The sequence below is a fragment of the Limnohabitans sp. TEGF005 genome (assembly GCF_055394835.1).
Genome location: NZ_AP029226.1, coordinates 2,405,891 through 2,430,206, shown reverse-complemented (window position 1 = coordinate 2,430,206; position 24,316 = coordinate 2,405,891). Strand labels below are relative to the sequence as shown.

The following is a 24,316-nucleotide window of genomic DNA, read 5'->3' as shown; positions in this document are numbered from 1 at the left end:
TACTCTAACAAAGATAACCTTCGGGGGTGGCGATGCATTGGTACCTTGTCCATACCAAGCCAAGGCAGGAAAAATGCGCTCTGGAAAACCTCGAGCGCCTGGGGTACGAGTGCTACCTCCCGACCTTCCCCAAAGAAAAGCTGTTGCAAAGTGGTGTGGCCATCGCCGACGAGCCCTTATTTCCGCGCTATCTGTTCATTCGCCTGGGTCAAGGCCATACCGACCAAAGCTGGGCCCCGATTCGCTCTACCAGGGGCGTCAGCCGCTTGGTGCGCTTTGGAGTGAACCCCGCCAAGGTGCATGATGGCCTGATCGATTGCTTGCGAGCAACAGAGGCCGCTGTGCAAGCGAATCCCGAGCCGTTGTTCACCTCGGGTGAACAGGTCAGGCTGACCGACGGGGCCTTCGCTGGCATCGAAGGGGTCTACCGCATGACCGATGGAGACCGTCGGGTCATGGTTCTGATTGAGTTTATGGGCAAGCCGGTGGTTGTGAAGGTGGATGCGGCCAGCTTGCAGAAAGTCATTTAGTCCGACTTTGGGCGACAAAAGAACGGCATCACCGGGCAAATTCATCGATTTATCAAAATCTCTTCTTAAAGTTACATGAATGTGAGACAATCGTTCGTCAGGTGAACGCGATTTGGCACAACAGCCATCCCTCTGTCTCACTCGGATTCCCTGACTGCTTTACCCCTGACCGCGCTTGCTGATCGTGAAACAGCACGGCGGTAGCGTGTCTGAACCGACCCGGTGTCGACTTGAGCCTTATATCCCCTGTACAACGACTCGCTGGTTTCCAAGAGGAAATCCAGTTCGAAGTCCTGCGTCGTCTGCATCAAAGCCCTGATCTCAGCCAGCGAATCTTGGCCAAGGAGCTGGGCATCAGCCTTGGCAGCATCAATTTCTGTTTCCAGGCCTTGGTGGAAAAGGGCTGGATCAAGATGCAGAACTTCAGTCAGAGCAAACACAAATTGCGCTATGCCTATCTGCTGACTCCAACGGGTATCGCGGAAAAATCCAAACTCACCGCTGAGTTTTTGAGGCGTAAGACTGCGGAATATGAGGCACTGCAGGCCGAGATCGACACCCTTAAATCAGAGATGGCATCTGCTTCGTTACAAGAAGAAGCGGGAATCAAAGCATGAATATTCTCCTGACTGGCGGAACTGGTTATATCGGCAGCCATACAGCGGTTGTGCTGTCGCAGCTGGGGCACAAGGTGGTCTTATTCGACAACCTGTCTAACAGTGAGGAAACGGTGCTTGAAAGACTCGCACAGATCACAAAGCAACAGTTTCCTTTCTTTAATGGTGACGTCCGCGATACTGATCTGCTGAAAAACACGCTTGCAGACAACAGCATTGATGCGGTCATCCACTTCGCGGGGCTTAAGGCAGTTGGCGAATCTGTTGCAAAGCCTGTCGACTATTACGCCAACAACGTACAGGGCACGGTCAGCTTGCTGCAAGCCATGCAAGCGCAGCACATTAAAACACTCGTGTTTAGCAGTAGCGCAACAGTTTATGGTCAGCCGCAGTACTTGCCGCTTGATGAAAGCCATCCCACCTGTGCCACCAACCCCTATGGCCGCAGCAAGCTTCACATTGAAGAGATACTCAATGACGTTGCAATATCGGACCCTCAGTGGCGTATTACCTGCCTGCGCTATTTCAACCCGGTGGGAGCACATGAAAGTGGCTTGATAGGTGAAAATCCAAGCGGTATTCCAAACAACCTGATGCCTTACATTGCGCAAGTGGCCACAAGGCAGAGAACTGAACTAAGTATTTTTGGCAACGATTACCCCACGCCTGATGGCACAGGTGTGCGGGACTACATCCATGTCATGGACTTGGCCGAAGGTCATGCGGCGGCATTGAACTTTTTGACCCAAAATCTCGGATGGCATGCCATCAATATTGGAACAGGAAAAGGCTATAGTGTGCTTGAGATAGCGAGGGCCTTTGAGAGCGTGTCAGGCATAAAATTGCCCACCATAATTGCACCGCGCCGCGCTGGCGACGTGGCAGAGTGTTACGCCAATCCTGTAAAGGCGAAAGAGCTCTTGAAGTGGGCAGCCAGACGGTCCTTGAACGATATGTGTGCTAGCACATGGCGGTTCCAACAGTCTGCTGAGAAAAGAGAAAACTCATGGACTCATGAGTGATGATCTCTAGTTGCGCAAATTTTTAGCAAAGAAGGTTTCTTATTTTCTCTTGGCGCATTAAATGTCCTGCCGCCTTGTTGTTTTAGCCCGTTCCAATTCACAGTCGGCGGCACCGGTGGTCGTGGCACGCCTCTTGGCAGCGGAAATGGCTCGCCAGGGGGTGAAAGTCGAATTACGTCACCTTGCGACGTGCGGAGAATTGATGCCCGGCGAGCTGCCATGGCGCGCCTCTATGCTCGACGCACTAGTACCCGGTGACGTGGTGCATACCCACGGCTTGCGCCCCGATCTGGTTATAGCGGCTGCGCGGCTCCGAGGCCGATTGAAACCAGGCGTACGCTGGATTTCCACCGTACATTGCGATATTCCTAAAGACATTGGTGATCTTGTCGGCGCGCGTCTTGGCCCTTGGGTGACTCGTTTGTGGTTAATGGTCCTCCGTCGCGCCGATCGGGTGGTGTTTCTCTCAGAGGCAGCGCGTAACTCAGCGTGTCTGCCCGACGATCGTACCAAGGTTATCACTAACGGATTGTCGGCCGAGGTGCCCGTGCCTGCGCACGAACCGCCCCCCGCGATGCAGGCGTGGTTGGGGCAGATACCCAAGGGCGCTACGGTGATCGCTACATTTGCCGTGCCACGGCCGCTAAAAGGTATTGAGCTAATGTTGCAGGCGGTGGCCGCCTGTGCTGATTTCCATTTTTTCCACGCTGGCGATGGCCCTGGCCTGCATACCTTGCGCAAGATGGCGCAGTCTATGGGAATCGAGCGACGTTGCCTGTTTCTGGGTTTCGTGCCGGCGGCGATGAATTTGCTGCCGTACTGCGACGTCTATCTAAATTGTTCCAGTTCGGAAGGTTCACCACTGTCGGTGCTTGAAGCAATGCGGGCTGGTGTGCCGGTGGTCGCACCGCGAATAGGCCCCTTTACTGAATTCCTTGATGTCCCGCCTCTGCGCCTTTATCGACCCGGCGAGGTCGATGATTTAGTGCATTGCATTTTGGCTACCAAGGCTATGCAAGGCGACGCCTCTGTAGCCGTACGCAGTATTTTCGAGCAGCGGTTCACGCTTTCCCAAACTGTAAAAAGTTACCTTGAGCTCCTTGCTGACTAAAAGTCTATGCCTACGCATGTTCGCCTTAGCGTCTGCAGGGCTGTGTGGGATCTTCGGCCTTAACGGTGAGTTGTCTTCCGCCACAACGTGGGGTAGTCTTGCGCTGGTGTTGGGCTTAGCGCTGGAGACGCTGCTGGCGCGCTGGCAACTTACGCCGATGTTGTTGCTGCTATCGGCTACTACGCTCTTCCTCGGTTCGCGCCCTTTGATGGTCGCGCTGGGATCCGAGGACGGCAAGTTACTCGAAATGATTGATGTATTTAGTCCATATTATTTCCACTATGACCACGCGTATGTCGCAGCGCAACTGTTCCTAGTCAATGCTTGTGTGCTGCTGGCTCTAGTGGCGTTGGTTGGTCGCAAAACTCGTTCCCCAGGAAGAGACCTGCGGCGACCAGCCCACGAGGCTATAGCAGCAAACGCCTGGCGCTTCGGGTTGCTATTGCTACCATTTGCCGTCTGGGAGGTGATGAGCAAGCTCCAATTTGCAATATCTAACGGCTACGTAGCCCTCTATACCGCCGCGTATAGCGCGAACCCTCTTGTGACCGTGGTGGCCAAGCTCTCGCCTAATTTTTTACGATCACCTTGGCCTATACAAGGGATCGCACCCTCGCTCGCCGTGCCATTATCATCACGGTGCTATTGTTGCTGGTCAAGCTTGCCACGGGCTTTCGCGGCGCCTTTGCAGTGTGGATTTTAGCTTTTATGGTCTATGCAATCCACCGCTTCCGCATCCGCATCAATCTGAAGTATTTGGCACCTAGTTTGATGCTGTCGGTGCCTGTGCTGTTCCAGGGGTTAATGTATTCACGCGATGGGATCGCTTTCGGGGCCAATATCGGTCAACTAATGTACCTTTTCTTTCAGCAGCAGGGCGTGACTTACGGAGTGCTGCCGCTGACGGTCGAGTATGCGACTAGTCATGCTTGGGGGTGGGGCAGTGTTTGGGCTTTTCTCTCTGCGCCAGCGAACCTGCTGTCGCAGATCTACCAACTGGCCGCAGGTGATTATCAGACCTACTGGGGCTCGGGCAATAGTCTTGAGCTACTTTCGGTAACGAACAGCTTGTCGGCCAAGCTCACTGCATATCTTGACGGCGAGCAATTCCTACTTGGGCGCGGTGTTGGAGACTCCGTGCTGGCCGGGGTCTATCTAGTTGCCGATGGCTCTATGTTTTTCGTGTCCATTGTCTTGGCTCTCTACTACGTGATTATGTTGCGTCTGCTTGACTTCCGACGCACTGGGCTTGTCGCCCTGCTAGCCTTCTATATCGCCAGCTCCCTGTTCTACAGCCCCCGGGCAGACGGTCTGTCTACTCTGCCGCTGTACTTTACGTCACTTTTTCTACTGGGCTCGTTGCAGCTAGTAAAGCGTACGCCACGGTCTGTTCAACGACCAGATTCAAACGACCCCTGTCTATGAATGACACCAACCACAGCCTGGGCGACATCAGCGTTGTATTGCCCGCCATGGCGCCTGACGCCTATTTAGAGGCTGCATTGCGCTCGCTAGCTGACCAGACACTCACTCCGGCCGAAGTTCTGATTGTCGGACCGGTCAAGTACCACGCACATTACGCCTCGTTGGCGGCTCAGTGTTGTCTTCCTTCGGTACGCCTGCTCGCAGATAAGGGGGCTGGTTTGGCGGCAGCTCTGATACTGGCGATTGGTGAATGTCGATATGAACTGATTGCGCGGATGGATGCCGACGATATCGCCCACCCAGAACGCCTGGCCCGCCAGCACGAAGCCATGATGGCGGATCCTAAGCTGGCAGTCTGTGGTACTGGAATCCGGTTGATTGATCAGAGCAGCCGCCTAATGGATATACGTGGGAAGGGCGCCGGGATTCAAACGCTGCGCTCGTTAGATCTACTTTTCCAGAATCCATTGGTGCATCCCAGCGTGCTGATGCGCCGTAGCCTGGTGGCTCCTACAGGTTTTTACCGCAAGGACTCTATTGCTGAGGACTATGACCTCTGGCTGCGCTGTGCCGGCCGAGGTCTACGTATGGCGCTACTCGGTGAGGTCTTACTGGACTACCGGGTACATGATGGACAGCTCTCGCATGCTGCTTCTGGGCTTTTGCGTGCGAGGCAGATTGCGGGTGCGGTGCGTGAGAGCCTAGGAGGCCAGCATCCAGTTGGCGTCTGGGTCGCAACTGCTGTTTGGGTGACACGGGGTGTCTTCGTCGAAGTCAAGAAACGGCTCTCGGCCGGCGGAGCACGCTGATGCGTTTGTTTTCGTATATGGCATTCGACCGTATGCTGCAGCTAGGATCGTCATTTGGAGCTCTGTTGCTCGCTGGTGGCGCTATGCCTGCCGAGGACTTTACGCGCTGGAGCGCAACGGTGGGTTTATTTGCCTCACTGTCTGCTTTCCTTTACGCCTTCCCGGCTGAGCCGCTGGTTCGCTCGCTGCTGCGTCGGCCGAGTCCGTTGCATGCCGCGCGGCTGCTACTTATGAGCTTGCTGGCTCGAGGTGCTTGGTCGCTTGCCCTGTGCCTAGGCGTCTGGGCGTGGTGGCAGATGGTGCCTGAAACTCCAGTGTTCTCGCGCGGTGCGCTACTGGTGCTGCTTGCCTGTGCGGCGCTGGCTGAAACGCTGGCTTTCGCGGTGACTTTGACGCTACGTGCCTCGGGCCTGCAAGTCCTATTACAGGCTCGGATGTGGGGGACAGTCGGCAAGATTGGAGGCATAGCCCTAGCCGTCGCGTGGTCGGCGCCTCTGATTTGGCTAGCTATCGCTTTCAGTCTCGACGCAATGGTTATTGTGTTTGTGTGCTGGCGCCTGGACCTGCGCCGTCGCCCCTCCTTTGTACGGCAGGCGGTAGGCCTCGCCTGCAGGGTCCCGGCCCGAAGCCTGAGTACTCTGGCAGTTAGGGCCTTCAGGTGCGCCTTATTCTCGACAATGTTGGTGATGACCTATAACGCGCTGCTGCGCAGTGACCGCCTCCTTTTATCGCAGAGCTCCGACCCGCAAGCACTGTCGGCCCAATCGGTGAGCATGCAGTTTATTGATCCTGCGGTGATGTTCTTCTCGGGATACATTAACAACCGTTTCGTTCAGGGCAGTGGTGTGACCAGACTTCAGGCAATGCAATGGCTGTGGGCCCTGTTTGCAGGCGGCGCAGTGGCTTCAGTATTCGGCCCCTGGATACTCGGCTGGTTGCCGCGCAATCTGGCTGAGGTCGGACCACGCTTCGCCCAAGCAGCCTGGCTCTTGCCAGCCTACGGGACCCTATCTCTGGCTTTCTATGCGCTGTACTATCGCTGTGGCGATCGCGCCGCCGCCTCAGCACTAATCATATTCGCTCTCGCCCAAGCAGCACTGCCAGGGGTCGCAGGGCTGTTACCTAATATGGTGGCGCAACCCTACTTGGTGCTTTGCTTGCTGACGCTGGGCGCCTTCGCCCTGCTCTTGATGCTGACACCGGTTTTTCCTCGTCGGGCTGGCGGTAACCTATGACTGCAGACTTTTTCCAAAGAAAACTATGAACACTGATAAATATATCCCTCCAGTCTCTCTCATCGCCGGCGGTGCTGGGTTTGTCGGTGCCAACCTATGTACCCTGCTGCTTGCGGAAGGACGTACAGTGGTTGTGGTTGATAACTTCTGCCGCGGCCATGAGCGCTACCTCGACATCGCACGGTCCACTGGTGGTGTACTGAAGGTGATAAGAGCCGACCTCTCTCGACGCAATGAATGTCTGACTGCGTTCAGCGAGGCCAGCGAGTTCGGTCGCATCGTCGAGGTTTGGCACTTGGCTGCCAACTCAGACATCCCCGCCGGCGTTGCTGATTCGGATGTCGACCTGAAGGACACTTTCCTCACCACCAGCGAGCTGCTGCGTGCGATGAAAATTAATGCCGTACCCGATCTTTATTTTGCATCCAGCTCTGCCATATACGGCGACCTAGGTGAGCAGTCGCTGCATGAGGCGATCGGACCGGTGCTGCCGATTTCTAATTACGGTGCCATGAAGCTCGCGTCTGAGGCGCTGATCAGTGCAGCTGCTGAAAGCTTCTTAGAGCGCGCATGCCTTTTCCGCTTCCCCAACGTAGTGGGCGTGCCTGCCACGCATGGCATCATTCTTGACCTCATACGCAAGTTACAAGCCGATCCTACGGTGTTGCCGGTTCTTGGGGATGGCTCGCAGCGCAAAGCCTACCTGCACGTGAGCGATCTGGTCGATGCCATGCTCTACATCGCTCGTCGGAAAGACACAGGCAAGATCCTGCCGATCAACATAGGGCCGATGGATGAGGGTGTCTACGTCCGCTGGATCGCTGAGCAAGTCGTCGCTCGCGTAGCACCGGCCGCCCGCCTGGTATTCGGAAAGGGAAATAAGGGCTGGGTTGGCGATGTGCCGCGTTTCCACTATTCCGTGGAGCGCCTGGTGAGTCTGGGCTGGAAGCCCAGACTGGATTCGACTGGTGCAGTGCTACGTGCAATTGAGGATATCGTCCGCCAGGAAAGCCAATGAGCCTGGAGCTATTAAAGAGTGATAAATCTCCTCGCGTTTCAGTCGTGGTGCCTTGCTTCAACGAAGCGCCGGATCTGATCCGAGAAAGCCTTGGCAGCCTGCGTGCCCAGAGCTTCACCGACTTTGAGTGCCTCGTCATTGACGAGAGTACGCAGCCCGAGCGTGCCGAAGCTTGCCGTGAAGAATGTGCACGGGACACTCGATTCACCTACGTGCATCCAAGCGTTAGGCTTGGTTTGGCGGCAAGTCTGAATCTGGGCGTAGAGCTTTCTCGCGGGGAGTATGTCGCACGCTTCGACTCAGATGACATCTGCTTGCCAGAACGCTTGACGCTCCAAGTCGGTTTCCTAGATGAACACCCCGAGATAGATGTACTTGGTGGCGCGATGGACATTATCAACGAAGCTGGTCAGACCATCGCGACACGCCTCTATCCATGCGAGCCAACGGCGGTAGAGCGGCGGATGCAGGTCACGAATGCCATTGCTCACCCGACGGTGATGGCTCGCCGTCAGGTGTTTGAGCGGCATGGTCACTATGACTCGTCCTTTCGCTTCTCCGAGGACTTGGAGCTTTGGTTACGCTGGTTGAACGCGGGCGTGACTTTTGCCAATCTGCCGCAGGTGCTGATCCGCTACCGGCAAAACTCGACCAATCGCTCCGGCGCGCATTGGCAATACAACCTACGGGCGCGACGTCGCCATCTTTCGGCTAATTTATTGCCCTATCGGCTTATCGGCATGATCGTAATCTTGGTTTGGATAGCTGTTCCGGCCGGACTTAAGGATCAACTCTTTCGCAAGATAGTCTTTTATCGAAACATGTAACCATGAATTCCAATGCCTCTACCAACGTCACTCCCAGCGATGCCAATGGCTGCACGGTCGCTATCCTAGCAGGCGGCCAGGGCACCCGACTAGCCTCGCGATCGGGCAACATGCCTAAGCCAATGATCCGAGTACTCGGGAAGCCGCTGCTGCAGTATCAGATTGAGGCCTGTCGCGATGCTGGCTTTACTGACATTGCTTTACTAGTTTACTTCCGCTATGAAGCCATTAAGGAATATTTCGGTGATGGTTCAGCCTTTGGCGTGCGTATCCACTACTTGATTGAGAAACACCCGCGCGGCACGTCAGGTGCGCTGCGCGACGCCCTGCCGTATCTTGCTAGCCGATTCCTAGTTCTGTATGGCGATACCTACCTCGACGTCGACTTGCGGCGTCTATGGGAGCGACATGCCAGCTCGAATGCTTGTGCCACGCTGCTCTTGCATCCGAATGATCACCCTCAGGACTCTGACCTCGTCGCGCTCGATGCACTTGGTTATGTCCTTGAAATTTTCCCTTATCCGCATCCTAACGGTCTCGACCATCGGAACCTTGTCAATGCGGCGCTGTATGTGCTCGAGCGAGAAGGACTGAATGAGTTTACTCCGGCCGAAGGTAAGGCAGATATTGCCAAGCACACGTTCCCAGCTATGTTGGCCGCAGGCAAGCGAATTTTAGGTTACGTGACGCCTGAGTATATTAAAGACATCGGTACGCCTGAGCGCCTCGATAAGGTCGAGTACGACATCGTCGCGGGCGTGCCGGATAGACTGTCGATGCGTACCCGAAGGGCGGCAGTCTTCCTCGACCGAGACGGTACATTGATCGAGGAAGTTGGCCACCTTAGACACCCGGACCAGGTTTGCCTGTTGCACGGCGCAGCCTCGGCGGTACGTCGTCTAAACCGCGCCGGCCGCCTGTCGGTGGTTGTGACTAATCAGCCTGTGCTCGCCCGCGGCGACGTGACGCCGAAAGATCTGGAGACTATCCACGCACGCATGGAGTCATGCCTGGGCGCAGCTGGCGCCTACCTAGACAAGATCTACCTCTGTCCACACCATCCTGACCGCGGTTTCCCAGGGGAGGTTCCTGAGCTGAAAGTGGTTTGCGAGTGCCGCAAACCTGCGCCAGGCATGCTCGACAAGGCTTGTCGTGAGCTTAACATTGCCCGTAGTGATAGTTGGATTGTCGGTGACAGTGCGGCCGACATTGAAGCAGGCCGTTATGCTGACGTACGAACTATCCTAGTTCGAACTGGCCACGCTGGCAGTGGTGACCAGTTGCCTCTGCGACCCGACTATGTGATGCCCGATCTCGCGGCGGCTGTCGATTGGATTCTCGAAGGTCACGCTCGTACTGCGCGATCACTTCTACCACTTGTGCAGCGTGCGCAGGAGGGAATACGGGTAGTTTTAGTTTCAGGCCAGGCCCGTGCTGGCAAGAGTTCGGCGGCTCAGGTTCTCAAAGAACAAATCACAGGGCTCGGTCGAACGGCTCACGTGATCCCGCTGGATGCTTGGCTAAGACCGGATGAGCAGCGTCCCGAAGGTGCCGGTGTTCTTGCCCGCTATGACCTGGGGGCTGCCTCTAAAGCACTAGCTGGCATCGCCGTATCGGCCTCGCGTGAGACCCTGGTCACGCGGGTCAACGACCGCCGTTCCAAACGCTTCTTCCGACACAGCCTGCAGCATTCGATCGGGCCGAAAGATTTGATAATTATCGAGGGAGTGCTGGCGTTCCACCTCGCCCCAGCGTTGTCGGCGATCCCGACGCTTAGTTTGTTTGTAGCAGTCGATGAGCAGACCCTGTTGTCCAGGTTGGAGGCGGATTACGCTTGGCGCGGCTTTGATGCACAGGCTATCCGTGATTTGCACGTTTCCCGCCTGGTTGACGAGGTACCCATAGTGGCTGCCGGCGCAGCCTCGGCTGATTTCACCCTTTCTTTGAGCCCATACGTATGATTGTTAGTAAAACTCCATTGCGCATGAGCTACGTGGGCGGTGGCAGCGACCTGCCAGCCTACTACCGTGAGGAACTTGGCGCAGTTCTGTCGACTTCTATCGACAAGTACATGTATATCTGTGTCAATCAGAAATTCGACGGTCGCATAAGGGTTAGCTACACGCGGACCGAGGATGTACAGACCCGTGCTCAGGTTGAACATCCACTGGTGCGTGAGGCGCTTGACATCGTTGGCATCGAAGGTGGTATCGAGATTGCTTCGATGGCAGACATCCCGTCCAAGGGTTCAGGACTGGGTTCCTCTAGTTCATACACCGTGGGCTTGCTCAACGCCCTATTTGCCTATCGCAACCAATTCGCCTCTAAGGAGCGCCTGGCACAGCTCGCCTGCGATGTCGAAATTGGCCGCTGCCGCGAACCCATCGGAAAGCAGGACCAGTACGCAGCGGCGTATGGAGGCCTGAACCTGATTCGTTTTCACCCTGATGAGAGAGTCTCGGTCGATCCAGTGATCTGCGCGCCGGCTTTGATGCGGCAACTGGAAGATTCCACACTGGTGTTCTTCACAGGACGCACGCGCAGTGCCTCAGCAGTTCTAGCCGAGCAGTCGCGAGCTATGCAGACTTCAGACCGCCGTGCACTGATGCGCCGCATGGTGGAACTGGCCTTCGAACTTAAGAGGGAGCTTGAAGGCGGACATCTGGAGAACTTCGGTCCCATCCTCGACGAAAATTGGCGCTTGAAGGCTCAGTTGAGTAGCGGCATTTCGGACAGTCAGATAGATAATTGGTATGCCTCTGGAATGGCTAATGGCGCTGTAGGCGGTAAGCTGCTCGGAGCAGGCAATGGGGGTTTTATGATGTTTTATGCGCCACCTGATCGGCATGAGCAGATTAAGGCTGCGCTATCCGGCTTAGAGCCTGTTAAGTTCCGATTTGACCGCTCTGGTGCCCAAATCGTTCACTATCAACCAACGGAGTAATATTTATGACAATAAATTTCAGTATCGGGCGCTATTTCGAAGCGCACCAAATCCTGGCAGGAAAAATTGATAAGGAGGCGCTTCAAAAAAGCATTGATACCGTTAAAGCTGCATTTGAAGCTGGTAAGAAAATTATTACTTGTGGGAACGGTGGAAGCGCCTCAACAGCCTCTCATTATATTACCGACTGGAACAAGATGGTAAATCTTGCGACTGGTAAAAAGTTTCGTGGCGTTTCACTTTGTGACAACATTGGTTTGGTAACAGCTTATGCCAACGATTTGAGCTATGACGACGTTTTCTCAGGGCAGCTCGCGGCAATTGCCGATGAGGGCGATTTGTTAATTGCTATTAGTGGCAGTGGAAATTCGCCAAATGTTCTGAAGGCTGTTGAATATGCTAAAGGGCATGGGGTTAATACGTTGGGTATTGTGGGCTATGATGGCGGTAAGCTAATGCCTATGGTGCAACACGCATTCTTAGTTCCTTCATTTGATATGCAGCTTTGCGAGGATGTTCACCTGATGTTTGGCCATATGGTTATGAAAACCCTGTGTGGTAGTGGCATTAGAAACTAAACTTAAACTATATTTAGAAAATCAGGTGGTCAAGGGGGTATTGTGCCCATTTTTATGGGATAGAGATCCCGAATTTGCGAAGCGTCGGTAAAAGCTTATTGATTTATATCTGAGCATTCTTGAAACGAGCGAAAATTATTAGCATGATGTTAATTACTGGTGCGAGTGGCTTTGTGGGTAATGCCTTATGTCTTGAGGCCGTTTCTCGTGGTTTAACTATAAGGGCTGCAAGTCGTTCTGAATCTACATTTCCTTCGGCTATTGAATGCGTGTTTGTGGAGGGTATTAATGGCAGCACAGATTGGCATGATGCGTTGACGGGTTGCGATGTCGTAGCGCACTTGGCTGCCAGAGCTCATGTGATGCATGACACCACAGCTGAACCATTCACCGAGTTTCGCAAGGTAAATGTGGATGGCACTTTAAATTTGGCTCGTCAGGCGGCAAGCGCTGGTGTTAAAAGATTTGTGTTTATAAGCTCAATCGGCGTTAACGGAGCAGAAACTTTCAGTACGCCATTTGTCACACAAGATGAGCCGGCCCCTCACTCACCTTATGCGGTGTCCAAGCACGAAGCAGAGTTGGGTTTGAGAGCGTTAGCTCTTGAAACTGGTATGGAAGTTGTCATCATACGTCCCCCGATCGTTTATGGTCCAAATGCTCCAGGTAATTTTGGTTCGTTGATACGTTGGCTGAGCCATGGGCTCCCGTTACCCCTGGGCGTCGTTACCCAAAATCGCCGAAGTTTGGTGGCTCTGGCTAACCTGGTGGATTTGATTCTGACTTGTATGCAACACCCCAAAGCTGCAAATCAAACATTTTTAGTCAGCGACGGAGAAGACCTCTCCACAACTGAGTTGCTGCAAAAAATTGGTAAGGCCATGAACCGCCCAGTGCGCTTGCTACCGGTGCCTGTAAGTCTTTTAGCCTGTGCAGCCCGTTTGCTGGGCAAAACGGCTGTGGCCCAAAGTTTGTTGGGCTCATTGCAAGTGGACATCAGCAAGACCTGTACTTTGCTGGATTGGAAGCCTCCCGTGTCGGTGGATGAGGGGTTGCGCAGAGCGGCCCAGCAAGGGTTGTGATGTTACGGCTATTTGATTTTTTGTTTTCTATAACGGGGTTGGTAGTTGGAGCGCCGGTGCTGATCGCTATCTATGTGGTTGGTCTGTTTGATACGGGTTCACCACTCTTTCGTCAAGAGCGGGTTGGCCGGGACCAAAGACCTTTTATTTTGGTTAAGTTCCGCACAATGCGACCTGATACCGCCTCTGTAGCTTCGCATTTGGCTGATGCGGCGGCTATCACGCGTTTGGGTGCATTTTTGCGTCGAAGCAAACTTGATGAATTGCCGCAGCTCTGGAATGTACTGTGGGGAGAAATGAGTTTGGTAGGCCCGCGGCCCTGTTTATTTAACCAGCTGGAGTTGATCAACGAGCGAGCGGCTCGAGCTGTATTTGACGCAAGGCCTGGCATAACAGGACTGGCCCAAGTAAGCAATATTGATATGTCCACGCCTAAGCTTTTGGCAGAGACTGATGCTCGCATGCTGCAAAGTCTCGATCTGAGTTCGTATTTCAAATACATATTTATGACGGTAGGAGGCAAAGGAGCAGGAGACAGGGTGAAAACAAAATGACCGACTCAGGACTCAGGACTCAGGACTCAGGACTCAGGACTCAGGACTCAGGACTCAGGACTCAGGACTCAGGACTCAGGACTCAGGACTCAGGACTCAGGACTCAGGACTCAGGACTCAGGACTCAGCGGGTTTCACATCATGGGTGAAATCATGATACGAGCTCTTCGTCGCCTTGCTGTGCCCGTGTTGGCCATTCCTCGTCCCGTCAAACGCGGGTTTGTGTTGGCACTTGACGCGAGTCTGTGCGTTTTGACCGTGTGGCTGGCGTTTTACCTGCGCCTTGGGACGTTTGTGCCGATGTCCAGCGTACCCATTTGGCCTGCCTTGGCATCGGTGGTGTTGGCGTTGCCTATCTTCATCACCTCTGGGCTCTACCGGGCTATTTTCCGTTACAGCGGGCTGCCAGCCATGGTGGCGGTGGCGCGTGCCATGTTGCTGTACGGGTTGGCGTTTGCAGGCATTTTCACGTTCTATGGCGTGCAAGATGTACCACGCACCATTGGGTTGATCCAGCCCTTGCTGTTGCTGGTGTTCATGGGGGCTTCGCGCGCTGCCGCCCGTGTGTGGCTGGGCGGGCTGTACCACCAGCATTTGCGCAAAGCCGCCATGCCCCAGGCCTTGATTTATGGCGCTGGCAGTGCCGGTCGGCAATTGGCATCGGCCATGGCCAACAGCCCCGAAATGCGCGTGGTGGGTTATTTGGACGATGACGATCGCCTGCATGGGCATGTGCTCAATGGCTTGCCCATCCACAACCCAGCCGACTTGGCAGAAATCTTGGCCGAGGCCTCGATCACCGATGTGCTGTTGGCCTTGCCTTCCGTTTCGCCTAAGCGACGCAACGAGATTCTGGATGCACTCAAATCCCACAAGATCGCCGTGCGCACCTTGCCGGGCTTGAGCGACATCGCCACCGGCAAAGTAAGCCTGAGCGATGTACGGGACTTGGACATCGACGACCTGCTGGGCCGTGAACCGGTGATGCCCAATCACCTCCTGCTGTCTAAGAACAACCTTAACAAGGTGGTCTTGGTCACTGGTGCAGGCGGCTCCATTGGCAGCGAACTGTGCCGCCAGATTCTGGCTGTTGGCCCCGAAAAGTTGCTGCTCGTTGATCTTAGTGAATTTGGGTTGTACGCCATTCATCAGGAATTGGAACAGCGACTCGCCGATAAAAAGACAATCCTGGTCCCTTTGCTGGCATCCGCCCAAGACGAAGACCGCATGCGCGAGATCATGTCCACCTGGCACCCGGACACGGTTTACCATGCAGCCGCCTACAAGCACGTGCCCTTGGTGGAGCACAACCCGGCAGAGGGCATCAAGAACAACGTGATGGGTACCTTGCGCACCGCGCAGGCCGCCGCAGAAAACGGCGTGGCCGACTTTGTGCTCATCAGCACCGACAAGGCCGTGCGACCGACCAACATCATGGGGGCCAGCAAACGCCTGGCAGAAATGGCGCTGCAGGCACTGGCTGCGACCAAGCCGGGAACCAAGTTCAGCATGGTGCGCTTTGGCAATGTGCTGGGTTCATCAGGCTCGGTGGTGCCCAAGTTCCGCCAGCAAATTCGGGACGGTGGGCCGATCACGCTGACCCACCCCGAGATCACCCGTTACTTCATGACCATCCCCGAAGCGGCCCAGCTGGTCATCCAGGCAGGGGCCATGGCCAAAGGGGGTGAGATGTTTGTGCTGGACATGGGCGAGTCGGTCAAGATCATGGACTTGGCCCGGCGCATGGTCGAGCTCTCTGGCCTGACCGTGCGAGACGAGCAGCACCCGGATGGCGACATCGAGATCGAGATCACCGGTCTGCGCCCCGGTGAAAAGCTCTACGAAGAACTGCTGATTGGCGACAACCCCAAGCCGACCTCGCACCCCCGGATCATGAAAGCCCATGAAGACTTCATGGCCTGGGCAGATTTGGAGTCCAAGTTGCGCACGCTGGAACTGGCGCTGAGCGTGAACGATGTGGGCGTCATTCGTGCCGTGATAGTGCAACTGGTTCCCGGTTACACCCCCAACGACGAAATCGTGGATTGGGTCCACATGGAACAAGAAGCCGATGCGGATCGCCTGGGGCTTGGGAATAGTTATTGAATCGGAACCAAGCCGATTCGATCAAAAAATAGGGACTGTCTATGACTGAAGAGAATGCACGAATTGTTGAGGCAACCGGTGATGAAATCAATATTTGGGAATTGATGGAGCACCTCAAGTCTGGATGGCATTGGTTGGCGGGTGGTTGTGCGGTTGGGCTGCTGGGAGCGACGGGTTTTCTGATGCTGGTGCCAGCCAAGTACGAGGCAACAGCAGTCATTCAACCAGCAACAATTGGCATGATCGTTGCGACGACGACGACGACGACGACGACGACGACGACTGTTGAGCCTGTTGCACAAACCATTGAGCGTTTAAAGCTAGTGACCTTTTATGGCGATGAACTTGTGAAGACATGCCAGGCAACTTCAGCCAAAGACTTGGCAGAGGATGTGAAGGCTTCTCTCGTAAGGGGAAACACGCTGCTTTCTGTTGGCTATCGTGCCAATTCCGTGGAGACAGCTCAGTCCTGTGTGGCAAAGATTGTTGGCCGTTTGGCGCAGTCGCAATTAGAAATTTCGTCCCCCCTTATTAAAGAATTGGAAAATCAGTTGGCTTCCACGAAGCAGCAGATAGAAGAAGCGGAGCGATTTTTAGCGCAGAACGAGAAACTGCTCTCGCCTGCCGCAAATGGCGCGGTGTTGCTCATGTTGAAGCGAGAAGAGTTGATGAATATGAAAAAACTCTATCGCGAGCAGCGCCTCCAGTTGATTGAGCCGCTCACTCGGCCTTTACAACTGCTAGAGCCGATATATGCTCCTCAAAAGGCTGTTTCTCCGAAGAAGCTGCTAGTCGTTGCCGGTGGATTGATGGGTGGTTTTTTTGCAGGACTGCTCGCCCTTTTTATCAATCGCGGCTGGCGTCGTTACAAAGCAATGGCGGTTTAATTTCGAAGGATTTTGGAGATGAATGAACAAGGATTTTTCGAGCGCATCCGTGATGGCGTGAAGTCGTACCTGAACCCGATGCATGGCACAGAAGACTGCCTGCTGTTCATGATCGAAGAAAACGTCAAACCGCGTGACACCGGCACGCTTTTTGTGGCGTGCGGGAACAAGACTGTGTTCGAGGTACCGATTCTGGCGCTTTACGGTTCGGACCCCGAGCCCGTGCTCTCAAAGCTGCGCATTCATGCAAATGCCCTGCGCGCTTGTTCGTTTCCCAGGATCGAGTTCAGGAACGTGTCTCCCTGGCTGCAGGGCGAAATCCAGAAAACGCTTACTGGCTTGCAGGTCGCCGCAACTGCTTGACCGAGGGCTTTACGCTTCCCGCTCTTCAATCCAATGGGTGTCGGGACCATACGCCTCATTGCCTGACTCCATGATGATGGTCAATTCTTTACGGATTTCGGGATTGTCGGGCGTCCATAGTCCACCTTGAATCGGCTCATTGACCAGGTTCTCTCTGCCCACAATGCTCCACGCGAGTCGGATTTCGTTCATGGTGACCTCGCCAGTTGATCGACTTGGATTGGATTATCGACTTTTGGGGGTGGAACCGCTATATGAACCTTGAGACGTATCTGTCGGTTGGATCCGCAGTGGCAGCGTTCATTTCGGCAGTGCTGTGGGTCGTCGCTGCTCGAGCGAGCGAGCCCCATGATCCCAAGCCTGACAAGGATGGATGGTTCCCAGCTTCGATTTTGGTCGAGGGCGATGACTTTATCGAAACCGTGAAAAAACAGGGTGAGTGGAATCGTTGGGCTGCCTACGCGGCAGCGTTTGCTGCTGCCTTGCAGGGGACTTCAATTCTGATTCCAGTATTGATCGAGTGGGCAAAATGAACTGCCCCAAGTAGTCAGAACGCCACCTGCGGGTGGCGTTCGTACATGATGCGAGGAGTTCGGTCACATCATTCGCGTAAGCCCAGGTTGAATATTGCCAAGTTGGATGATTCGAGGTGGCGTCTGTTTTTTGCTTTCAACTTCTGCCGTGCGTTGACGTGCCCAGCTCAAGATTTCCTCTAGTTTGAAGCGCACCATTTTCCCAACGCGATAGTGTGGCAGGCCAATCTTTTTGCGTTCACCAGGGTGCGTCAGCAGGTAAAGCGGGATGTCAATCTTGGCGGCAATCTCTCGGGCGGTCAGAAAGCTCGGGTTGTTAAATTGCTCGGGGTCGCAAGTGACTCCATCGGTTGACTCGTGTAAGGATTCAAACTCGAAGGTCAAAATTTCATCGATGGGATACGAAACCCGTTTCGACAGCTTGAAGTATTTGGGGCCGCGTCCTTCGCACCGCCAGCGTTGCAAGGTCTTGGGGCTGATCCCCCAGCGAGTTGCAAGCTCGTTTTCGTTCAGGGTGATTTTTTGGCCAAATTGAAATGTGTCCATTGGGTTGCTCCAGTAGTTGCAGGGATGACCATTCATGCGTACTGGCGGTAGAAAGCCAAGTGGAATGTGGCCGAGTTGCTGAAATCTGACTGATGTTTCTCTTCTCAAAATTGCTGTCCGCCGTCACGCAGCCGATGTTCTGGTTGGCCCTGTGGTGGGCCATTGCCCTGCTGGTGTCGAAGCGTTGGCGCAAACCAGCTGTGGTGATGCTTTGGACTGGCTTGGTTGCTCTTGGCCTGCTTGGATTCCAGGCGATTCCAGATGCTTTGCTGCGTCCGCTGGAAAATCGCTACTCAATCCCTGCGGCGGAATCGATTAATCGCCATGTCGGAATCATTGTGCTGGGTGGTGCGACCAATCATCCAGACAGCTTTGTCGCCCATGGCCAAGTGCCCCTGGGGGAGGCCGCAGAGCGCATGACCGTGCCGGTCGGTTTGCTGCAACAGCACCCGAAGATGGAGCTGGTGTTTTCTGGTGGAGAGGGACGCTTGGTGACCACAGGCGTGACCGAGTCAGAACTTGCCCGTGTGTTCTACAAAGAGCAGGGCGTGAACATGGAACAGGTCAAGCTGGAAGACGGGTCACGCAATACCCGTGAAAATGCTCAGCAAGTGGCCAAGCTGCTGGGCGACCGATGCAAGTCGCCGTGGTTGCTCGTCACATCGGCTTGGCACATGCCGCGCTCGATGGCGGAGTTTGAAGCCGTTGGATGCAATGTCACGGCATACCCTGTGGACTTCAGAACAGGCGATACAACTTCGCTTTCTGAATACTCGATGGCTCATAGCCTGCTGCGGTGGCAGGTTGCGTTGCATGAATGGCTGGGATTGTTGGTCTACGGCGTGACCCGATAGCCAAAAATCCGAACAATCTAGTAGGTGGTGGATCTAAGCTGTCTTGGACTTTTCTAGCTAGTGTCCCGAGAGCTTACTGCCACACCCGCTATCGTTTGGGATGAGCGTTTGGCGTAGTGCTATACTCCACCACCAAACAGAACCCTAGCAGCAGCAATGTTGCTAGGGTTTTCTGCTTTGTGCGAGCCTGCGTTTTGCACGACAGCTGTGGCTTGAGTGGTCAGATTGAGTTGCGCTGACTTGGGTTGAGCGCAGGTGACGCAACCATCAAGAAAAGTTGTCAACCTCTGGCAGGACGGGTCATCAACCAAAAAAAAGCCGCTGTGAAGCGGCTTTTTCTTGAGCAACTGAAATGATCAGTTGCGGTTGTCGCGGTAACCGCTGCCGTAGCCAGTGCTTGGCTCTTTGGGCTTGGAGATGTTCACCACGATCGAACGACCGCTGACTGACATGCCATTCAAGCCAGTGATGGCTGCTTGTGCTTCTTCAGCGCTGGACATTTCAACAAAGGCAAAACCTTTGGAGCGGCCGGTATCGCGGTCCATCATGACTTTGGCCGACAGAACGCCGCCAAATTCAGAGAAATTTTGACGCAAGCTGGCGTCGTCGATGGTGTAAGGCAAATTGCCCACGTAAATTTTGCTGCTCATGGTTGAGCCTTTCAGAGAGGTGGCGTGCAGGTTTTGAGGTAAAGCCTGCATGCAGGAAATGGCGGTTTCTTGAAGGATTCCGCCGGGAAAAGTGCGTCGCCTGACGGCGTCAGCACATTTGTTGGGGTGTGACAGGGCTTTGAAGCCAATCGCGAGTGGTGATGTCAATCACGCGATCGGCTTCTTGTCGAGTGGCGTGGCATTCGAGCCGAAAGGGCGCGTGTTTCAAAACCCAGCCTGCAGACGCAAAGCGTTGCGGGGTGTGAGTGCCAAGGCCTGAATTGAAAATGCTTGTCGTGGGCAAAGCGACTGGTGAGCCCGTGCGTATGGAAATGGAGGAAATCAAAGTCAATCAAGTCGCAAGCCGTCCAGGGGCTGCGCAGAGCGGTGAGAAAAATCAATGGCCTGCAGCTCAACAGGACATGGGTTCGAGGTCAATCGATACTGTGCAGGGTGCAGTGAATCACTGCCATCTGCGGATGCCAAAAACGGGTCAGGCAAGGAAATATTATATTTCCAAAATGCATATCTGTCAATTTTTTTATTTCCAATGGTTTTATGCAGACAGCTCAGCCCGAACAACCGTGTGCTGGGGATGGGGGCGCTAAGGTCCTGTTGCAGACAAGGTGTTCTTCATGGGGGACAATCTTGTTGCCAGTATGTTCTGGCCAATTTTGCTCAGGAGTGTCCGATGCTTTCACCTTGCATGTCTTTCAATTCCAGCCGCCGCGTCTTCATGATGCAAGTGGCTACTGCTGCCAGCGCTGTGATGGTGATGGGTGAGGCTTCTGCCCAAGCCATGGTCGACGAAAAGGATCCACAAGCTGCTGGCTTGTCCTACAAAGCCGATGCCACCAAGGTGGACAAGGCCAAAAATCCAAAATTTGTTGCTGGATCCAACTGCGCCAATTGTGCGTTGTACCAAGCCAAGGCTGGCGCTGCAGCAGGTGCTTGCCCCTTGTTTGCAGGCAAGCAAGTGGGAGCCAAAGCTTGGTGCTCTGCTTGGGCCAAAAAAGCCTGATCAGCCATGGTGCCTTTCGGGGTGTCTACCTGATTCAAACCGCCCTCGGGCGGTTTTTTTGTACCCGTCGCACTCGACTCAAGCATCGTGCAAGATGCCATCTCGCACTTCGAGCGCCCCGCTGCGCTCCAGCTCGGCCAACATCATGTCAATCCAGGTGCTTAAGGTGTGGCCTTGACCAAAACGTCTGTGCAGGTCATTCATGTAGGGCACTTGCAAGGCCCAGTCGCTGAACTCGGCTTTGGAAATGCGACCCCATTCCAGTAATTTGAATTTGAGCAGCACTTTGGTGCCGTAACGCGCATGGCGCTCTGGGTTTTTAGCAAAACCTTCCAGCTTGCTTCGGGCCAACGCCAAGGCTTGGGCAACTTCGGTGAACACAGCGCCATGCCCAGGAATGATGGTGACCGGGTTCAGTTGCTCGATCAAATCGAGTGTTTGTCCTACTTCATCAAATGCATCAATCCCCACCAGTTCGGGGAACACCACGCCAAAACCGTTCTGCCAAAGCGCATCGGCCGACATCAGCAAGCGGTGTTCAGGTGCGAACAAAATGACCGAGTGTGGATCGTGCCCCGGTGCTGCGTGGACTTCCCACGTTGTGTTGGCCCAATGGTGGCTGCTGCCGGGCTGGAGCAAGCCTGTAAATTGAAATGGGGGGCAGTTTTGCCCTGTAGGTTTGTAGCTCAGCGCGTCTTCACACCAAGTTTTGACATCAGGTGCAGAGCCGGGCGGTATCCAGGTTTGCAGGGCTGGGTAGCGGGTTTGCAGGGCATGGTTGCCGCCGCAGTGGTCGCTGTGCAGGTGGGTGTTGGCCAGTTGGTCCAGTGCCCTGCCCTGCAGAGCATGCTCGACCAAGGCCAGCGTTTGGGCTTGGTGCGTGACGTAGCCGCTGTCCACCAGCGTGGCACTGTTCGCGTCGCACAGCAGAACGTTGTTGGCGGATAGCCAGCCGCGTTCCAACACGGTCACGCCTGCAGGCAAAGAGACAAAGGCATGCATGCGCTTGCTGGTGCCTTATTTGTTGCTGCGCAATTCACGGCGCAGGATTTTCCCGACGTTGGATTTGGGCAATTCATCGCGGAATTCGATGTATTTCGGGCGTTTGTAGCCGGTCAGGTTTTCCTGGCAGAAGCGCGACACGGTTTCTTCGGTGAGCAAGGGGTCATTGCGCACCACAAACACCTTGATGGTTTCGCCTTGCATGGTGTCGGCAATGCCCACCACAGCGCACTCTACGACGCCAGGGCAAGTCGAGATGACGTTTTCCAGCTCGCTCGGGAAGACATTGAAGCCGCTCACGATGATCATGTCCTTCTTGCGGTCAACGATGCGCGTGAAACCCTCCTGGTCCATGATGCCGACGTCGCCCGTCCGCATGAAGCCATCGGCGGTGAAGGTCTTTGCGTTTTCTTCGGGCTGGTTGTAGTAGCCCGTCATCACGTTCGGACCCCGAATGCAAATCTCACCCGAGCTGCCAACGGGCAGGCTTTGACCGGCATCGTCTTTGATGGCGATGTCGATGCTGGGCAACGGCAAACCGATGTTGCCGCTGAAGTGGGTTTGCGTGACGGGGTTGTTGGTGCCGATGGCGCAGGTTTCGCTCATGCCCCAGCCTTCGATCATGGCGCTGCCTGTGGCGGCTTGCCAATGGCGTGCAGTGCCTTCAGAGGCGGCCATGCCGCCTGCCTGCGTCAATCGCAGCGAAGAAAAATCGATCGTCTTGAACATCGGGTGTTGCATCAAGGCGTTGAACAAGGTGTTGACGCCAGGCAGCATGTGAAACGGCCGCTGCTTGAGCACATCAATGAACTTGCCGAAATCCCGTGGATTGGGCACCAAGGTCAGGTGAGAGCCTTGGCGGATGGCCAGCAAGCACAGTGTCAAAGCGAAGATGTGGTACAGCGGCAAGGCGGCGATGCTGTTGACTTTGCGCAGATCACCAACGCTGGACAGTGCCGGGGTGAACCAGCCTTCGGCTTGCAAAATGGCCGCCACAATGTTCCGGTGGGTCAGCACAGCCCCCTTGGACAAACCCGTGGTTCCTCCGGTGTATTGCAAGAACGCAATGTCATCCAGCGTTTGAGGCGTCGCTTTAAGGTTCAGGTGACGGCCCTTTGCAATCGCTTTTTTGAAGGTTGTGACCGTGCGGCCGCCGTCGAGTGGCAACTCGAACTCGGGCACCATTTTGGCCAAATGGCGCACTGCAAACGTCATCCAGCGGCCATACCAAGCCCCCAGCAAATCGCCAATCGAGGCGACCACCACATGTTGAATATCGGCGTGCTCAATCACTTCCTGCAAGGTCGCAGCAAAGTTCTCCAGAATGACAATGGTCGTGGCACCCGAGTCTTTCAGTTGGTGCTGCAGTTCTCTGGCTGTGTAGAGCGGGTTGACGTTCACGCAGGTATAGCCGGCGCGCAGGATCGCTGCCATGGTCACGGCAAACTGAGGCAAGTTGGGCAGCATGATGGCCACCCGGCTGCCTGGAGCCAAGCCTTTGTCTTGCAACCAAGCGCCCAAGGCTTTTGAGAGTTCGTCCAGCTCTTTGTAGCTCATCCAGCGGTCCATGCAGACTGAAAACGGGCTGTTGCCGTGCTCACGGAAAGCCGTCTCCAGCAAGTCCGTCAAGCTGCTGTATTGGTTGGGTTCGATGTCGTGTGGGACACCGGGTGGGTAATTCTTTAGCCAGATACGTTCCATCGCTTGATCTCCTAGATTGCCCCATTGTGGCCATCTCCGCGCCAATGTGTGATCGGGCAATTCCTGAGTAAGGCCCGTCAACGTCTCAAAGGCGACAAACAAACGGCGCAGACAAATCCAAGTGGCTGGGTACGGATTAAGGGAAAACCCGTATAGTTGCACCATGTCACCTTTAAACCCCCGTCCAGGACTTTGGCGCCGACTTTGGCGACGTTGGGTGGCGTGCGTCGATATCGGGGCACATGTTGGGCGCGGCTCTGCGCGATCTTTTGGAGGCTGGATTCCCATCCGGTCCTTGTCGCCACGCCACAAGCCGCGCATCCTGAAACATTTGTTGTCTTTGGCACCCGAAGACCGTTATTTGCGCTTTGGTTATCCCGCGACCGATGAGCAAGTTGAGCGCTATGTGTTGGGCTTGAATTTTGACCGTGATGAGATTTTTGGGGTGTTCAATCGCCGCCTGGACTTGGTAGCGATGGCCCATTTGGCCTTTTCGGTCGATCCGCAGTGGGCCACTTGTGCCGAGTTCGGCGTGTCTGTGGCGTCACATCAGCGCGGCAAAGGTTTGGGTGCTCGTCTTTTTAACCATGCCGTGATGCATGCCCGCAACCAAGGGGTGAGCATGATCTTCATCCACGCGTTGAGTGAAAACGTGGCCATGCTCAAAATTGCGCGCCACGCCGGGGCCAAGGTGCAGCGCGATGGCAGCGAGAGCGAGGCTTACCTGAGCTTGCCCGAGGCCACGCTCGACAGTCAGTTGAGCGGCATGATGCAAGAACAGATGGCGGAGCTGGACTACCAATTGAAAAACCAGGCCCATCAATTCCGCGAGTGGTTGGCCACCGTGCAAGAGATTCGCCAGGGGGTGCGTCAAGCACGGCACAGTTCGCATAAGCCATAG

The 24,316-nt window shown here is 55.0% G+C and carries 26 protein-coding genes; 21 read left to right on the top strand and 5 right to left on the bottom strand.

Annotated elements, in window-relative coordinates; all coding sequences use genetic code 11:
- The first annotated feature begins 32 nt into the window (after positions 1-32).
- From rfaH to ACZ5RG_RS11680, 17 genes are all read left to right on the top strand, one after another.
- Positions 33-530, top strand: coding sequence for a transcription/translation regulatory transformer protein RfaH (gene rfaH / locus ACZ5RG_RS11760; RefSeq protein ID WP_464447117.1), 498 nt, complete (start codon positions 33-35; stop codon positions 528-530).
- A gap of 230 nt (positions 531-760) precedes the next feature.
- Positions 761-1,147, top strand: a complete 387-nt coding sequence (locus ACZ5RG_RS11755; protein ID WP_464447116.1) for a MarR family EPS-associated transcriptional regulator — start codon at positions 761-763, stop codon at positions 1,145-1,147.
- Positions 1,144-2,169 carry a UDP-glucose 4-epimerase GalE gene (gene galE, locus ACZ5RG_RS11750; RefSeq protein WP_464447115.1) on the top strand — a complete coding sequence of 342 codons (1,026 nt, stop codon included), beginning with the start codon at positions 1,144-1,146 and terminating at the stop codon, positions 2,167-2,169. The genes ACZ5RG_RS11755 and galE overlap by 4 nt, the downstream gene beginning before the upstream one ends.
- A gap of 61 nt (positions 2,170-2,230) precedes the next feature.
- Positions 2,231-3,280 (top strand): glycosyltransferase family 4 protein, encoded by a 1,050-nt coding sequence (locus ACZ5RG_RS11745; protein ID WP_464447114.1) that lies wholly within the window; start codon positions 2,231-2,233, stop codon positions 3,278-3,280.
- Positions 3,281-3,868: 588 nt separating this feature from the next.
- Positions 3,869-4,705: an O-antigen polysaccharide polymerase Wzy gene (gene wzy / locus ACZ5RG_RS11740; protein WP_464447113.1), complete on the top strand. Its 837-nt coding sequence runs from the start codon at positions 3,869-3,871 to the stop codon at positions 4,703-4,705.
- On the top strand, positions 4,702-5,514 hold the full coding sequence (locus tag ACZ5RG_RS11735; RefSeq protein ID WP_464447112.1) for a glycosyltransferase: 813 nt from the start codon (positions 4,702-4,704) through the stop codon (positions 5,512-5,514). The genes wzy and ACZ5RG_RS11735 overlap by 4 nt, the downstream gene beginning before the upstream one ends.
- A gap of 677 nt (positions 5,515-6,191) precedes the next feature.
- On the top strand, positions 6,192-6,749 hold the full coding sequence (locus ACZ5RG_RS11730; protein ID WP_464447111.1) for a hypothetical protein: 558 nt from the start codon (positions 6,192-6,194) through the stop codon (positions 6,747-6,749).
- A 25-nt stretch (positions 6,750-6,774) separates the two neighbouring features.
- On the top strand, positions 6,775-7,767 hold the full coding sequence (locus tag ACZ5RG_RS11725; protein ID WP_464447110.1) for an NAD-dependent epimerase/dehydratase family protein: 993 nt from the start codon (positions 6,775-6,777) through the stop codon (positions 7,765-7,767).
- A complete protein-coding gene (locus ACZ5RG_RS11720) occupies positions 7,764-8,594 on the top strand; it encodes a glycosyltransferase family 2 protein (RefSeq protein ID WP_464447109.1) in 831 nt (276 codons plus the stop codon). The genes ACZ5RG_RS11725 and ACZ5RG_RS11720 overlap by 4 nt, the downstream gene beginning before the upstream one ends.
- Positions 8,595-8,596: 2 nt before the next feature.
- Entirely contained in the window at positions 8,597-10,555 is a 1,959-nt protein-coding gene (locus ACZ5RG_RS11715; RefSeq protein ID WP_464447108.1) for an HAD-IIIA family hydrolase, read from the top strand.
- Positions 10,552-11,538, top strand: a complete 987-nt coding sequence (locus ACZ5RG_RS11710) for a GHMP family kinase ATP-binding protein (protein ID WP_464447107.1) — start codon at positions 10,552-10,554, stop codon at positions 11,536-11,538. Before ACZ5RG_RS11715 ends, ACZ5RG_RS11710 begins: the two co-directional genes overlap by 4 nt.
- A 5-nt stretch (positions 11,539-11,543) precedes the next feature.
- On the top strand, positions 11,544-12,116 hold the full coding sequence (locus ACZ5RG_RS11705) for a D-sedoheptulose-7-phosphate isomerase (protein ID WP_464447106.1): 573 nt from the start codon (positions 11,544-11,546) through the stop codon (positions 12,114-12,116).
- Positions 12,117-12,235: 119 nt separating this feature from the next.
- Complete coding sequence (locus ACZ5RG_RS11700; RefSeq protein WP_464447105.1) at positions 12,236-13,198, top strand: UDP-glucose 4-epimerase family protein; 963 nt, start codon at positions 12,236-12,238, stop codon at positions 13,196-13,198.
- A complete protein-coding gene (locus tag ACZ5RG_RS11695) occupies positions 13,198-13,752 on the top strand; it encodes a sugar transferase (RefSeq protein WP_464447104.1) in 555 nt (184 codons plus the stop codon). The genes ACZ5RG_RS11700 and ACZ5RG_RS11695 overlap by 1 nt, the downstream gene beginning before the upstream one ends.
- A 153-nt stretch (positions 13,753-13,905) precedes the next feature.
- A complete protein-coding gene (locus ACZ5RG_RS11690) occupies positions 13,906-15,858 on the top strand; it encodes a polysaccharide biosynthesis protein (protein WP_464447103.1) in 1,953 nt (650 codons plus the stop codon).
- A 41-nt stretch (positions 15,859-15,899) separates the two neighbouring features.
- Positions 15,900-16,745, top strand: a complete 846-nt coding sequence (locus ACZ5RG_RS11685) for a hypothetical protein (protein ID WP_464447102.1) — start codon at positions 15,900-15,902, stop codon at positions 16,743-16,745.
- Positions 16,746-16,763: 18 nt separating this feature from the next.
- Entirely contained in the window at positions 16,764-17,108 is a 345-nt protein-coding gene (locus tag ACZ5RG_RS11680) for a hypothetical protein (RefSeq protein ID WP_464447101.1), read from the top strand.
- A 9-nt stretch (positions 17,109-17,117) separates the two neighbouring features.
- Here ACZ5RG_RS11680 and ACZ5RG_RS11675 read toward each other — a convergent pair whose 3' ends face one another.
- Positions 17,118-17,300, bottom strand: coding sequence for a hypothetical protein (locus ACZ5RG_RS11675; RefSeq protein ID WP_464447100.1), 183 nt, complete (start codon positions 17,298-17,300; stop codon positions 17,118-17,120).
- 62 nt (positions 17,301-17,362) lie between these two features.
- Here ACZ5RG_RS11675 and ACZ5RG_RS11670 point away from each other — a divergent pair, with 62 nt between their 5' ends.
- The gene (locus tag ACZ5RG_RS11670; RefSeq protein WP_464447099.1) at positions 17,363-17,641 is read left to right on the top strand and encodes a hypothetical protein; all 279 of its coding nucleotides are present in this window, start codon (positions 17,363-17,365) and stop codon (positions 17,639-17,641) included.
- A 63-nt stretch (positions 17,642-17,704) separates the two neighbouring features.
- Here the strand turns inward: ACZ5RG_RS11670 and ACZ5RG_RS11665 are convergent, their stop codons facing one another.
- Positions 17,705-18,187, bottom strand: coding sequence for a hypothetical protein (locus tag ACZ5RG_RS11665; protein WP_464447098.1), 483 nt, complete (start codon positions 18,185-18,187; stop codon positions 17,705-17,707).
- Between the two features lie 92 nt (positions 18,188-18,279).
- Here ACZ5RG_RS11665 and ACZ5RG_RS11660 point away from each other — a divergent pair, with 92 nt between their 5' ends.
- The gene (locus tag ACZ5RG_RS11660; protein WP_464447097.1) at positions 18,280-19,041 is read left to right on the top strand and encodes a YdcF family protein; all 762 of its coding nucleotides are present in this window, start codon (positions 18,280-18,282) and stop codon (positions 19,039-19,041) included.
- 356 nt (positions 19,042-19,397) lie between these two features.
- Here the strand turns inward: ACZ5RG_RS11660 and ACZ5RG_RS11655 are convergent, their stop codons facing one another.
- On the bottom strand, positions 19,398-19,691 hold the full coding sequence (locus tag ACZ5RG_RS11655) for an RNA recognition motif domain-containing protein (protein WP_036075510.1): 294 nt from the start codon (positions 19,689-19,691) through the stop codon (positions 19,398-19,400).
- Between the two features lie 706 nt (positions 19,692-20,397).
- Here ACZ5RG_RS11655 and ACZ5RG_RS11650 point away from each other — a divergent pair.
- A complete protein-coding gene (locus tag ACZ5RG_RS11650; RefSeq protein WP_298601384.1) occupies positions 20,398-20,712 on the top strand; it encodes a high-potential iron-sulfur protein in 315 nt (104 codons plus the stop codon).
- Between the two features lie 78 nt (positions 20,713-20,790).
- Here the strand turns inward: ACZ5RG_RS11650 and ACZ5RG_RS11645 are convergent, their stop codons facing one another.
- A complete protein-coding gene (locus tag ACZ5RG_RS11645; RefSeq protein WP_464447096.1) occupies positions 20,791-21,714 on the bottom strand; it encodes an MBL fold metallo-hydrolase in 924 nt (307 codons plus the stop codon).
- 15 nt (positions 21,715-21,729) lie between these two features.
- The gene (locus tag ACZ5RG_RS11640) at positions 21,730-23,415 is read right to left on the bottom strand and encodes an AMP-binding protein (protein ID WP_464447095.1); all 1,686 of its coding nucleotides are present in this window, start codon (positions 23,413-23,415) and stop codon (positions 21,730-21,732) included.
- A 163-nt stretch (positions 23,416-23,578) separates the two neighbouring features.
- Between ACZ5RG_RS11640 and ACZ5RG_RS11635 the strand changes: the two genes are divergently transcribed.
- A complete protein-coding gene (locus ACZ5RG_RS11635; protein WP_298598349.1) occupies positions 23,579-24,316 on the top strand; it encodes a GNAT family N-acetyltransferase in 738 nt (245 codons plus the stop codon).